Annotated in this window: 13 protein-coding genes; 10 read left to right on the forward strand and 3 right to left on the reverse strand. The window is 68.5% G+C overall.

Annotated elements, in window-relative coordinates; all coding sequences use genetic code 11:
- Positions 1-151 precede the first annotated feature (151 nt).
- The 8 genes from CGR01S_RS07600 (at position 152) to CGR01S_RS07635 (ending at position 7,956) form a co-directional block, all read left to right on the forward strand.
- Positions 152-550, forward strand: coding sequence for a MerR family transcriptional regulator (locus CGR01S_RS07600; RefSeq protein WP_042424718.1), 399 nt, complete (start codon positions 152-154; stop codon positions 548-550).
- 34 nt (positions 551-584) lie between these two features.
- The gene (locus tag CGR01S_RS07605) at positions 585-1,046 is read left to right on the forward strand and encodes a PaaI family thioesterase (protein ID WP_042424721.1); all 462 of its coding nucleotides are present in this window, start codon (positions 585-587) and stop codon (positions 1,044-1,046) included.
- A gap of 32 nt (positions 1,047-1,078) precedes the next feature.
- The gene (locus tag CGR01S_RS07610; RefSeq protein WP_042424723.1) at positions 1,079-2,269 is read left to right on the forward strand and encodes an isovaleryl-CoA dehydrogenase; all 1,191 of its coding nucleotides are present in this window, start codon (positions 1,079-1,081) and stop codon (positions 2,267-2,269) included.
- A 49-nt stretch (positions 2,270-2,318) separates the two neighbouring features.
- Positions 2,319-2,978 (forward strand): carbonate dehydratase, encoded by a 660-nt coding sequence (can, locus tag CGR01S_RS07615; protein WP_042424726.1) that lies wholly within the window; start codon positions 2,319-2,321, stop codon positions 2,976-2,978.
- Positions 2,979-3,013: 35 nt separating this feature from the next.
- Positions 3,014-4,825, forward strand: a complete 1,812-nt coding sequence (gene aceK, locus CGR01S_RS07620) for a bifunctional isocitrate dehydrogenase kinase/phosphatase (RefSeq protein ID WP_042424729.1) — start codon at positions 3,014-3,016, stop codon at positions 4,823-4,825.
- Positions 4,826-4,866: 41 nt separating this feature from the next.
- Entirely contained in the window at positions 4,867-6,057 is a 1,191-nt protein-coding gene (locus CGR01S_RS07625) for an acetyl-CoA C-acyltransferase (RefSeq protein ID WP_042424732.1), read from the forward strand.
- A 68-nt stretch (positions 6,058-6,125) separates the two neighbouring features.
- Positions 6,126-6,794, forward strand: a complete 669-nt coding sequence (locus CGR01S_RS07630) for an SDR family oxidoreductase (protein WP_042424735.1) — start codon at positions 6,126-6,128, stop codon at positions 6,792-6,794.
- A 31-nt stretch (positions 6,795-6,825) separates the two neighbouring features.
- On the forward strand, positions 6,826-7,956 hold the full coding sequence (locus CGR01S_RS07635) for an acyl-CoA dehydrogenase family protein (protein ID WP_042424738.1): 1,131 nt from the start codon (positions 6,826-6,828) through the stop codon (positions 7,954-7,956).
- A gap of 69 nt (positions 7,957-8,025) precedes the next feature.
- On the opposite strand, the gene CGR01S_RS07640 is transcribed toward CGR01S_RS07635, so the two are convergent.
- The gene (locus tag CGR01S_RS07640; RefSeq protein WP_042424741.1) at positions 8,026-8,493 is read right to left on the reverse strand and encodes a DUF421 domain-containing protein; all 468 of its coding nucleotides are present in this window, start codon (positions 8,491-8,493) and stop codon (positions 8,026-8,028) included.
- Between the two features lie 142 nt (positions 8,494-8,635).
- Between CGR01S_RS07640 and CGR01S_RS07645 the strand changes: the two genes are divergently transcribed.
- On the forward strand, positions 8,636-9,301 hold the full coding sequence (locus CGR01S_RS07645) for an HAD family hydrolase (protein WP_042424744.1): 666 nt from the start codon (positions 8,636-8,638) through the stop codon (positions 9,299-9,301).
- A 57-nt stretch (positions 9,302-9,358) separates the two neighbouring features.
- Here CGR01S_RS07645 and CGR01S_RS17200 read toward each other — a convergent pair whose 3' ends face one another.
- The gene (locus CGR01S_RS17200; RefSeq protein ID WP_042424747.1) at positions 9,359-11,098 is read right to left on the reverse strand and encodes a methyl-accepting chemotaxis protein; all 1,740 of its coding nucleotides are present in this window, start codon (positions 11,096-11,098) and stop codon (positions 9,359-9,361) included.
- Between the two features lie 167 nt (positions 11,099-11,265).
- On the opposite strand from CGR01S_RS17200, the gene CGR01S_RS07655 reads away from it, so the two are divergent.
- A complete protein-coding gene (locus tag CGR01S_RS07655; RefSeq protein ID WP_042424748.1) occupies positions 11,266-11,682 on the forward strand; it encodes a YchJ family protein in 417 nt (138 codons plus the stop codon).
- 39 nt (positions 11,683-11,721) lie between these two features.
- Here the strand turns inward: CGR01S_RS07655 and CGR01S_RS07660 are convergent, their stop codons facing one another.
- A complete protein-coding gene (locus tag CGR01S_RS07660) occupies positions 11,722-12,801 on the reverse strand; it encodes an AraC family transcriptional regulator (protein ID WP_042424750.1) in 1,080 nt (359 codons plus the stop codon).
- Between the last annotated feature and the right edge of the window lie 39 nt (positions 12,802-12,840).

Consider the following 12,840-nt stretch of genomic DNA (forward strand, 5'->3'; position numbering starts at 1 on the left):
GGGGGGATGGGAAATGCTTTCTCCCACCTGCGCAGGCACAGGCAGGCATACGGCCTGAAGCGGCTGGGCCGGAGGATGCGGGGCGTTTCGGCCGGACGCGGCATCGGATAGGATGCCTGCTGCACCAACCACCATATTCCAGTGCCACGACATGGCGATCACCTACAGCATCCGCGACCTGGCCAAGGAGTTCGACCTCACGACGCGCGCCATCCGCTTCTATGAGGACATGGGTCTTTTGGCTCCAGCCCGCACCGGGCCTGGCGGGCGCACGCGCACTTACACCGCCCGGGACCGCACGCGCCTCAAGCTCACGCTGCGTGCCAAGCGTCTGGGGCTGTCGCTGACCGAGGCCAAGGAAATCATCGATCTGTACGACAGTCCGCGCGACACCGGGGTGCAGCTGCAGAAGTTCCTGGCCGTGCTGGAGCAGCACCGCAGGCAGTTGGAGGCGCAGATGGCCGATCTGCAGGCCAATCTCGACGAAGTCAAAGAACACGAGAAAGAGGCCAGGACTTTGCTCGCAAAAGTCGGCCGAAATCCGGCATAATTTACGTTTACGTAAACGTAAATCAGGAGGCCGCATGCAGCCCACCGTGTGGACAGCCAAGCACCCCGACTTTCAACGGCGGGTGCGGGAGAGTTTTGCGCTGCAGGGCGTGATGCAAACCCTGGGCGCACGCCTCGCGCGCGTGGAGCCGGGCGTGGTAGACATCGAACTGGATTGGGCACCAGGCTTGACGCAGCAGCATGGATTCCTGCACGCTGGCGTGGTGTCCACGGCGCTGGACTCGGCCTGCGGTTACGCTGCCTACTCGTTGATGCCCGAGGAAGCGGCCGTCCTGACCATCGAGTTCAAGATCAATCTGCTGGCACCGGCGCAGGGGCAGCGCTTCCGCATGGAGGGGCGCGTGCTCAAGCCGGGGCGCACCATCACGGTGGCCGAAGGCCGCGCCTGGGCCATGGACGGGGCCAAGGAGACCTTGGCTGCCACCATGAACTGCACCCTCATGACCGTGACCGGCAGACCCGGCATCCGGGGCTGAACGGCCCGCCAACCCAAACCTTAGGAGTATCCATGGGCAGCACCACCTCTCTTCCTGGACTGAATTTCCAATTGGGCGAAGACATCGACGCCCTGCGCGATGCCGTGCGCGACTTCGCGCAGGCCGAGATCGCACCGCGCGCGGCCGAGATCGATCGCACGGACCAGTTCCCCATGGACCTGTGGCGCAAGTTCGGCGACCTGGGGGTGCTGGGCATCACGGTGCCTGAGGAATACGGTGGCGCGAACATGGGCTATCTGGCGCACATGGTGGCCATGGAGGAGATCTCGCGCGCCAGCGCCTCGGTCGGCCTGTCCTACGGCGCGCACAGCAACCTGTGCGTGAACCAGATCAAGCGCAACGGCAATGAGGACCAGCGCAAAAAGTACCTCCCCAAGCTCATCAGCGGTGAGCATGTGGGCGCGCTGGCCATGAGCGAACCGGGCGCGGGCTCGGACGTGATCAGCATGAAGCTCAAGGCCGAGGACAAGGGCGGCTACTACCTGCTCAACGGCTCCAAGATGTGGATCACCAACGGCCCGGACGCCGATACCCTGGTGGTCTATGCCAAGACCGAACCCGAACTGGGCGCGCGCGGCGTCACCGCCTTTCTGATCGAGAAGGGCATGAAGGGCTTCTCCATTGCGCAAAAACTCGACAAGCTGGGCATGCGCGGCAGCCACACCGGCGAGCTGGTGTTCGAGAACGTGGAGGTGCCGGCCGAGAACGTGCTGGGCGGCGTGAACAACGGCGCCAAGGTGCTGATGAGCGGCCTGGATTACGAACGCGCCGTGCTCACCGGCGGCCCCTTGGGCATCATGCAATCCGTGATGGACAACGTGGTGCCCTACATCCACGACCGCAAGCAGTTCGGCCAGAGCATTGGCGAGTTCCAGCTCATCCAGGGCAAGGTCGCCGACATGTACACCGTGCTGCAGGCCGGCCGCTCCTTCGCCTACACCGTGGCCAAGAACCTGGACATGCTGGGCGCCGAGCATGTGCGCCAGGTGCGCAAGGACTGTGCCTCGGTCATCCTGTGGTGCGCCGAGAAGGCGACCTGGATGGCGGGCGAGGGCATCCAGATTTTCGGTGGCAACGGCTATATCAACGAGTACCCGCTCGGACGTCTGTGGCGCGATGCCAAGCTTTACGAAATCGGTGCCGGTACGAGCGAGATCCGCCGCATGCTGATCGGCCGCGAGCTGTTTGCCGAAACCTGCTGATCCCGCCGACCACCACCTCTTGCCCCGCGCGCCGCACCGGAGACCCCCCATGGCCATCAACTCCATCGAAGACCTGTTCGTCCACAACCGTGAGTGGGCGGCGCAGATGGAGCGCGAGCGCCCGGGCTTTTTTACCGGCCTGCTGTCGCAGCAAAAGCCCAAGTACATGTGGATAGGCTGCTCCGACAGCCGTGTGCCGGCCAACCAGATCACGGGCCTGGAGCCGGGCGAGGTGTTCGTGCACCGCAACGTGGCCAATGTGGTCGTGCCTACCGATCTCAATTGCCTCTCCACCATCCAGTACGCGGTGGACCAGCTCCACGTCGAGCACCTGATGGTCGTCGGGCATTACGGCTGCGGCGGCGTGCTGGCGGCGCTGGAGGACATGCGCGTGGGCCTGGCGGACAACTGGATCCGCCACGTCAAGGACGTGCGCGACCGCCACCGCGATCTGCTTGCGCAGACGCCGGCAGCGCAGCGCCACGACGTGCTGTGCGAGCTCAACGTGATCGAGCAGGTCATCAACATCGCCCACACCACGGTGATGCAGGACGCCTGGGCGCGCGGCCAGAAGGTGCACCTGCACGGCTGGTGCTACGGCCTCAAGGACGGGCTGATCAACAACCTGCACATGACCGTCGCGGGTTCTGACGGCCTGGACTCGCTCTACAAGGCCGCCGTGGCCGGCGTGGGCGCGGCGCGGCGCTAAAGTCGGGGGTTTATCGCTCACAGGACGATCGCCCCATGTTTCCTCAGCGCCTTGACGCCCCGCAGGCCTACGACATCGCCAAGGCGATGGTCGATGGCTTCAACCGCCACTACCGCCTGTTCCGCACGGAATCGGCGCGCGCCAAGCACCGCTTCGAGACGGCCGACTGGCATGGACAGCAACGCGCCCAGCGCGAGCGCATCGAGTTCTACGACCTGCGCGTCAAGGAGTGCACGCGCCGGCTGGAAAAGGAGTTCAAGGCCGGCCAGCAGCCCATGGAGGTCTGGCACCAGGTCAAGCTGCACTACATCGGCCTCCTGGTGAACCACCAGCAGCCCGAGCTGGCCGAGACCTTCTTCAATTCGGTGACCACCAAGATCCTGCACCGCACGCATTTCCACAACGACTTCATCTTCGTGTGGCCGGCGGTGAGCACCGAATACATCGAGAACGAGCAACCCGGTGCGCGCCCCACCTTCCGCGCCTACTATCCCCAGCGCGAGACGCTGTTCGACACCCTGGTCACCATCATCGAGCACTACGACCTGCAGCGCGAGTTCGCCGACCTGCCGCGCGACATGCGCAACGTGGTGGGCGCCATGCAGATCAAGCTCGACAAGGTGCGCCTGCGCGCCAATTTCCAGATCCAGGTGCTCTCCAGCCTGTTCTTCCGCAACAAGGGCGCCTACGTGGTGGGCAAGATCATCAACGGCTTCAACGAAGTGCCGTTCGCCCTGCCCATATTGCACAACGAGGAGGGCAAGCTCTACATCGACGCCGCGCTGTTCGGCGAAGACGACCTGCAGATGCTGTTCTCCTTTGCGCGCGCCTACTTCATGGTGGACATGGAGATCCCCAGCGCCTACGTGCAGTTCCTGCGCAGCCTCATGCCGCGCAAGCCGCGCACCGAGCTCTACAACGCCCTGGGCCTGGCCAAGCAGGGCAAGACGCTGTTCTACCGCGACTTCCTCTACCACCTGCGCAACTCCACGGACAAGTTCCGCATTGCCCCCGGCATCAAGGGCATGGTCATGCTGGTGTTCGACCTGCCGAGCTTTCCGTTCGTCTTCAAGCTCATCAAGGACTACTACCCGCCGCAGAAGGACACCACGCGCGAGCAGATCCAGAGCAAGTACCAGCTCGTCAAGCACCATGACCGCGTGGGCCGCATGGCCGACACGCTGGAGTACAGTCTGGTGGCATTCCCGCGCGAGCGCTTCGACGACGAACTGATCGCGGAAATCCAGAAATTCGCGCCCAGCCAGCTCGAGATCAGCGACCGCGACGGCGACGGCCGGCAGGAGGTGATCATCAAGCACCTCTACATCGAGCGGCGCATGATCCCGCTCAACATCTACCTGCAGGAGTGCTTCGACACCGGGCTGTCCGACCCGCGCGCGCGCCAGCAGATGGAAAACAGCGTCATCGAGTACGGCAACGCCATCAAGGACCTGGTGGCGGCCAACATCTTCCCGGGCGACATGCTGTGGAAGAACTTCGGCGTCACGCGCAACGGCAAGGTCGTGTTCTACGACTACGACGAGATCGAATACCTCACCGACTGCAACTTCCGGCGCGTGCCCGCGCCGCGCAACGAGGAAGATGAGATGAGCGGCGAGATCTGGTATTCGGTGGGCAAGAACGACGTCTTCCCCGAAACCTTCGGCCCCTTCCTGCTCGGCAACGACGCCGTGCGCGAAGTATTCATGCAGCACCACGCCGACCTGCTCGACGTGGAGTTCTGGCAGTCGCACAAGGAGCGCATCCTCGCGGGCCATGTGTACGACGTCTTCCCCTACGACGTGAGCCGGCGCTTCGTGCAGACGCGCATGTCCGACGGCATCTGATCCCCCTGATCCATCCCTTTCCGACCATTAGGAGAAAACCCATGTCCTCATCTGCAGACCCCATCGTCATCGTCGGCGCCGCCCGCACCCCCATGGGCGCGTTCCAGGGCGACTTTTCCGACCTCGCCGCGCACGACCTGGGCGGCGCTGCCATCAAGGCGGCCGTCGCGCGCGCGGGCGTCGCGCCCGAGAAGGTCGATGAAGTGCTGTTCGGCAACTGCCTCATGGCGGGCCAGGGCCAGGCGCCCGCGCGCCAGGCCGGCTTCAAGGGCGGCCTGCCGCGCAGCACCGGCGCGGTGACGCTGTCCAAGATGTGCGGCGCCGGCATGGAAGCCACCATCCTCGCGCACGACCAGCTCGTCGCCGGCAGCCGCGACGTGATGGTCTCCGGTGGCATGGAGAGCATGACCAACGCCCCCTACCTGCTCAAGAAGGGCCGCGGCGGCTACCGCATGGGCCACGACAAGGTCTTCGACCACATGATGCTCGACGGCCTGGAAGACGCCTACGAGGCCGGCCGCTCCATGGGCACCTTTGGCGAGGACTGCGCCGCCAAGTACCAGTTCACGCGCGAGCAGCAGGACGCCTTCGCCATGGCCAGCGTGCAGCGCGCGCAGGACGCCATCAACTCCGGCGCCTTCAAGGCCGAGATCACCCCGGTCACCTTCCAGACCCGCAAGGGCGAGGTCACGGTGGCGCAGGACGAAGGCCCGCTGAAGATCCGCCTGGACAAGATCCCCACGCTCAAGCCCGCGTTCAAGAAGGACGGCACCATCACCGCCGCCGCCAGCTCCAGCATCAACGACGGCGCCGCCGCCCTGGTGCTGATGCGCCAGTCCACCGCCCAGCAACTGGGCTGCAAGCCCCTGGCCAGGATCGTCGCCCACGCCACGCACGCGCAGGAGCCCGAGTGGTTCACCACCGCCCCGGTGGGCGCGACCGAGAAGGCCCTGAAGAAGGCCGGCTGGAAGGTGGACGACGTGGACCTGTGGGAAATCAATGAAGCCTTCGCCGTCGTCCCCATGGCGCTGATGGCCGACCTCAAGGTGCCGCACGAGAAGGTCAACGTCAACGGCGGCGCCTGCGCGCTGGGCCACCCCATTGGCGCTTCGGGCGCGCGCATCCTGGTCACGCTGCTGTACGCGCTGCAGGCGCGCGGCAAGAAAAAGGGCCTGGCCACGCTGTGCATCGGCGGCGGCGAGGCCACGGCCATGGCGATCGAGCTGGTTTGATTGCTATCGAATTGGTAGCTTCTGGCGCTTGTGCATAGGGCGCTGGAGGCCTGTTTGATTCATATTCAATGCCTACTGTCCTGGTGATCGGCGCCTCGCGCGGCATCGGCCTGGAGCTGGCGCGCCAGTACGCCGCCGAGGGCTGGCGCGTCATCGCCACCGTGCGCGATGACGCCGGCCGCGCGCGCGTGCAGGCGCTCGGCGCCCAGGCCCTGACCGTGGATGTGGCCAAGCCCGCCAGCGTCAGCGGCCTGGCCTGGCAGCTCGACGGCGAGGAGCTCGACGTCGCGCTCTACGTGGCCGGCGTGATGCGCCGCCCCGGCGCGCGCACGCCGCCCACGCAACCCGATTTCGACGCCGTGATGCACGCCAACGTGCTCGGTGCCATGCAGGCGATTCCGCAGGTCGCGCCGATGGTGGAGGCCGCGGGCGGCGTGTTCGCCTTCCTGTCCTCGTCCATGTCGCAGATCGGCAGCGTGGGCGAGAGCAGCGCCTGGCTCTACCGCACCAGCAAGGCCGCGCTCAACATGGCTGTGGCGGCCGCGCAGCACGATTACCCCGGCGCCACGCTGGTCACCATCGACCCCGGCTGGGTGCGCACCGACATGGGCGGCGAGCGTGCGCCGCTCAGCGTCGAGGACAGCGTGCGCGGTATGCGCCACACCCTGGCCCACCTCACGCCCGCCGACAAAGGCCACCTGCTGCACCACGATGGCCGGCGCGCCACCCACTGGTGAGCGCCGGCCCCACCCTTTCCAAGGAGACCCCATGCTGCTGACCCAAGACCAGCAAATGATCCGCGACGCCGTGCGCGCCTTCGCCCAGGAGCAACTGTGGCCCCACGCCGCGCGCTGGGACAAGGAGCACCATTTCCCGCGCGAGGCCCACCAGGGCCTGGCCGCCTTGGGCGCCTACGGCATCTGCGTGCCCGAGGACCTGGGCGGCGCGGGCCTGGACTACCTCACGCTCGCGCTGGTGCTCGAAGAAATCGCCGCCGGCGACGGCGGCACCAGCACGGCGATCAGCGTCACCAACTGCCCCGTCAACGCCATCCTCATGCGCTACGGCAACGCGCAGCAACAGCGCGACTGGCTCACGCCCCTGGCGCGCGGCGAGATGCTCGGCGCCTTCTGCCTGACCGAGCCGCATGTGGGCTCGGACGCCTCGGCGCTGCGCACCACGGCGACGCGCGAGGGGGACGAATACGTGATCCACGGCGTCAAGCAGTTCATCACCAGCGGCAAGAACGGCCACGTGGCCATCGTCATCGCCGTCACCGACAAGGGCGCGGGCAAAAAGGGCATGAGCGCCTTCCTCGTGCCCACGAACACGCCCGGTTACGTGGTGGCGCGCCTGGAAGACAAGCTGGGGCAGCATTCCAGCGACACCGCGCAGATCAACTTCGACCACTGCCGCATCCCGGCCGAGAACCTCATCGGCGCCGAGGGCGAGGGCTACAAGATCGCGCTGGGCGCGCTCGAAGGCGGGCGCATCGGCATCGCCGCGCAGAGCGTGGGCATGGCGCGCAGCGCCTTCGAGGCGGCGCTGGCGTACTCCAAGGAGCGCGAGAGCTTCGGCACGCCCATCTTCCACCACCAGGCCGTGGGCTTTCGCCTGGCCGACTGCGCCACGCAGATCGAGGCCGCGCGCCAGCTCATCTGGCACGCCGCCGCGCTGCGCGACGCGGGCCAGCCCTGCCTGAAGGAAGCGGCCATGGCCAAGCTCTTCGCCAGCGAGATGGCCGAGCGCGTCTGCAGCGCCGCCATCCAGACCCTGGGCGGCTACGGCGTGGTCAACGACTTCCCGGTCGAGCGCATCTACCGCGACGTGCGCGTGTGCCAGATCTACGAAGGCACGAGCGACGTGCAGAAGATCATCATCCAGCGGGCCCTGGCCTGAGGTGCTATTGATTCAATAGCTTATCGTGCTCGCCTGGAAAGGGCTGGAGGCTTTTTTGGCTAAAAGTCTTCAGCGCTTCTTGAGCACCACGGTGATGGCGCCATTGGTCTCCAGCGTGGCGCGCTCCACCTCGTGCGCATGCAGGCAGCCGCCCATGCGCAAGGCCTCGGCCAGGTCGTTGGGGGAGATCAGCTCGCGGCGCAGCAGCGCCTCGTCCACTTTCCCGTCCTGCACCACCACCTGGGCGCGGCCGTCGATCAGGCGCTCGATCCAGCGCACGTGAAAGGTCAGGCGCGCCAGCGCCACGTGGCACACGATCAGCGTCGTGGCCGAGATCAGTCCGCCGACCAGCGAGTTGTCGCCCGCGTTCATCGAGTTCTGTACCGCATTCGACAGGATGAGCAGCAGCACCAGGTCGAAGGGCGCGTACTGCCCCGTCTGGCGTTTGCCGGTCAGGCGCAGGAACACCAGCAGAAAGCAGTACACCACCACGCCGCGCAGCACGAATTCCCACCAGGGCACGCTCATAGACCACATAAAAATCCCTTTCCAGCAATGCGAGGGATAGTCTACGTTCCATAATCCGCCCGCCATGCCAGCGCCGGCGCTGCCTGCGCCCTTGGCCCCCATTCCTGAACCCCCCAAGCCCCCCGCGCCCGCACTGCGCGCGCCAGCAGCCATGCCATTTGAAGCCATTCTCTTTGACTGCGACGGTGTCCTGGTGGACAGCGAAGCCATCACCAACGGCGTGCTGTGCGCCATGCTGGGCGAGGCGGGCTGGACGCTCTCGCCCGCCGAGTGCATGAGCCTCTTCGTCGGCAAGACGGTGCGCAGCGAGGCGGCGCTGATCGAGCAGCGCACCGGACGCCCGCTGACCGACGCCTGGATGCAGGATTTCTACGCGCGCCGCAATGCGCGCCTGGAGGCCGAGCTGCAGCCCATCGACGGCGCTGTCGATGCCGTGCGCGCCGTGCACGCGCGCCTGCAGGGGCGCATCGCCTGCGCCTCGGGGGCGGACCGCTACAAGGTCGAGATGCAGTTGGAGAAGGTCGGGCTGGCGCCCTATTTCGCCGGGCGCGTGTTCAGCGGGCACGAGATGCCGCGCACCAAGCCCGCGCCCGACGTGTACCTGGCCGCCGCTGCGGCGCTGGGTGCGGACCCGGCGCGCTGCCTGGTCGTGGAAGACACCGTCACCGGCGTGACCGCCGGCGTGGCGGCCGGGGCCACGGTGCTGGGCTTCAGCCCCGGCAGCGAGGGGCATGGCTCGCCCGAGGCGCTGCGCGCCGCCGGGGCCGTGGGCGTGCTGACGCACATGGCGCATCTGCCCGCCTGGCTGGACGGCTGAGCAGGGCGGGCGGCACCGGGGCCCGGCAGGCGGCAGCGGGCGCGCGCCGCAGGCGGCTCAGAAGGCTTCCCACTGGTCCGCGGCGGCCGCGGCCAGGGCCGGGCGCGGCAGCGTGCCTGGCGCAGGCGTGCCCGCCAGGGCGGCCTTGCCGCCGGGCAGGCTAGGGGCTGCGGCGCGCCGGGGCGGCATGGGCGCCGCCGGCCGCGCGGGCAGGGCGGGTGCGGGCGCAGCGCCCAGGCGTGCGTCGAGCTTGAACACCGCCACCGCCTGCACCAGGTCCTGGGCCTGGGTGCTCAGGCTGCTGGCCGCAGCCGCCATTTCCTCGACCAGCGCGGCATTTTGCTGCGTGGCCTGGTCCATTTGCGTGACGGCCTCGCCCACCTGGGCCACGCCGCCGGCCTGCTCGCTGCTGGCGGCATTGATCTCGCCCACCAGGCCAGCCACGCGGCGGATGCTGTGCACCACCTCGGTCATGGTCGTGCCCGCCTGCTCGACCATGGCGCTGCCCTGTGCCACGCGCTCGACGCTGGCGCCGATCAGGCCCTTGATCTCGCGTGCGGCCTCGGCGCTGCGCCCGGCCAGGGCGCGCACCTCGGAGGCCACCACGGCAAAGCCGCGCCCCTGCTCGCCCGCACGCGCGGCCTCCACGGCGGCGTTGAGCGCGAGGATGTTCGTCTGGAAGGCGATGGAGTCGATCACCTGCAGGATGTCGCCAATGCGCTGCGAGCTCTCGTGGATGCCCGCCATGGTCTGCACCACCTGGTCCACCACGGCGCCGCCGCGCTCGGCCACGTCCGAGGCGGTGCGTGCGAGCGCATGCGCCTGGCGCGCGCTGTCGGCGTTCTGGCGCACGGTGGCGCCCAGTTGTTCCATGGAAGCGGCGGTCTCCTCCAGGCTGCTGGCCTGGCTCTCGGTGCGCGCCGACAGGTCCTGGTTGCCCTGGGCGATCTCGGCGCTGGCCAGGGCCACGCTCTCGGAGCTGCGGCGCACCTGCGCCACCACCTGGCCCAGGCTGGCCTGCATGGCGGCAAGCTGGGCCATGAGGCTGGAGCGGTCGCCCGGCTGCACGGCAATGGGGTGCGTGAAGTCGCCCTGGGCCACGGCGCGCGCCACCTGCGCCGCCGTGCGCGGCTCGCCCCCGAGCTCGCGCAGCAGGCTGCGCACGATGAGCCAGCCCAGTCCGGCGGCTGCCAGCAGCGCCGCCACCCCCAGCGCGATGAGCGTGGCGCGCGCGCCGGCCGCCGTCTCCTGGGCGTTGCTGCGGGCCTGGCCGATGGCCTCCTGCTCGGCGGCGACGAGCGCGCCAGCCGCCGCCTTGTAGGCCGCCAGCGTGGGCCGCAGTTGGTGGGTGAGGTAGTCGCGGCCCTGCTCGGTCTCGCCGCTGCGGATCAGCGCCAGCAGCGCCTCCTGCCCGGCCAGGTAGCGCGCGCCGCTCTCCTGCACCTGGTGCAGCAGGTCGCGCTCGCGCGGGTCGGCCAGGGCCTGGTCCAGCGCCTGCACCTGCCGGGCGATCTCGGTGCGCGCCGCGGCTATGGCCTGCACCTGGCGTGCGCGGTCGTCCGCATCGGGGCTGAGCAGCATGTTGCGCAGGGCGATGGCGATGGCGTCGGTCTGCGTCATCACGCTGGTGGCCGCGGTGATGCGCGGAAAGTGGCCGTCCACCACGGCCCGGAAGTCCGTGCCGATGCGGCCCATGGACGCCAGGCCCATGGCGGCCGAGGCCACCAGCAGCAGGCAGACGGCGCCGAAACCCGCGCTCAGGCGCGTGCGCACGCGCCAGGAAGAAAGATCGAACATGGCAACTCCCGGCCAGTCAGGAAAAGACCCCCGGCCACAGGCCGGGGCAAAGATGGCATTGTTGCGAAAAATTACAAATTCCAGGGTTTACCCTTAACGTCTTTGTGGGGAAGGCGCCGCGCCGCTCCGAGCCGCGCCGCCCAGGCGGGGCCGGGCACAATGCGGCCATGGCCCGCACTGCTGCTGTTCCCCTGCCTTGCCCCTGCGGCCGCACCGACGCCCGCGGCCGGCTGCTGCCCCATGCCCAGTGCTGCGGCCCGTACCTGGCGGGGCCGCAGGCGCTTTCGGCGCCGGATGCCCAGAGCCTGATGCGCTCGCGCTACAGCGCCTTCGTGCAGGGGCGGGCGGACTACCTGCTGGCCACCTGGCACGCCAGTACGCGCCCGGCGCAGCTGGACCTGGACCCCGCCACCCGGTGGCTGGGGCTGGAGGTGCGCGCCCACCGTGCCCTGGGCGCAGACCATGCCGAGGTCGAATTCATCGCGCGCTTTCGCGTGGCGGGCCGCGCCGTGCGCCAGCACGAGCGCAGCCGCTTCGTGCGCGAGCTCGGGCGCTGGTGGTATGTGGATGGCGATGTTTTATAAGAAAACGGCGTGAAACGACCGTCAAGAAAGCGCCAGAAGCTATTGAATCGATAGCGCGCCGGGCGTGCGGCTCAGGCGCCGGAATTCCGCGGGCGAGAGCCCCGTCCAGCCGCGGAAGGCGCGGATGAAGCTCTTGTCGTTGCCGAAGCCCGCCTCGTGCGCCACCTGCTTGATCGGGCGCTCGGTGCGCCGCAGCAGGTCCATGGCGCGTTCGCGCCGCACCTCGTCCTTGAGACCTTGCAGCGAGGCGCCTTCCTCCTTGAGCTGGCGGTGCAGCGTGCGCGGCGACAGGTGCAGGCGCAGCGCCAGGGCCTCGGCGCTGTGCGCGGCGGCCGGGTCGGCCGTCAGCAGGGTGCGCACGCGCTGCACCAGCAGGCGGTCGCGCCGGTACTGCAGCACGGTCAGCGGCAGGGCGCGCTGCAGCATCTGGCGCAGCGCCGCCTCGTCGCGCTGCAGGGGCAGTTGCAGGTAGCGCGCATCAAAGCGCAGGCCGCTGCAGGGGGCGCCAAACTGCACCGGGCCGGGGAACAGCACGGCGTAGGCGTCGTGGTGGGCGGGCCGGGCGAAGGCGAAGAAGGACTCCTGCAGCGGAATGCGCGAATCGATGAACCAGCAGGCCAGGCCGTGGATGTTGCGCAGCACCGAGACGGGGCAGAACTCCGCGAACGCCCCCAGCGGCCGGCGCTCCTGCAGCCGCACGGTGGCCGTGGCGCCCTCGGCCTGCAGCGTGAGGGCGATGTCGTCCGTCAGCAGCCCATGGTGGCGGCACCAGCGCTGGAGCGCCACGCCCAGCGTGGGCGAGCTGATGGAGGCGCGCGCCAGCATGCCGTAGCTGCCCCAGGGCAGGCGGCGGCTGAACCAGCCCAGGGCCTCGTCGTCCAGCGCCTGCATGGCTAGGCCCGAGAGGCGCTCGAACTGCCAGGCGGTCACGCGGGCGCCAGGGTTTTCCACTTCCTGTGGCGCGATTTGTGCCTGTTGCAGCAGCGGCAGCGCAGGCACGCCCGCGCGTGCGCAGGCCTGCACGATGGCCTGCACGAACGCCATCGGCGTGACGGCGGGCGCGGGAGACACGGCCGGCGGCAGCGGCGGGGGCAGGGGGGCGGCGGGGTGGGGCTTCACCCGCGCAAGTGTGCCGCAACTGTGGCGTGATTTGCAACC

The sequence above is a fragment of the Comamonas granuli NBRC 101663 genome, from assembly GCF_000739995.1.
Taxonomy (GTDB): Bacteria; Pseudomonadota; Gammaproteobacteria; order Burkholderiales; family Burkholderiaceae_C; genus Simplicispira; species Simplicispira granuli.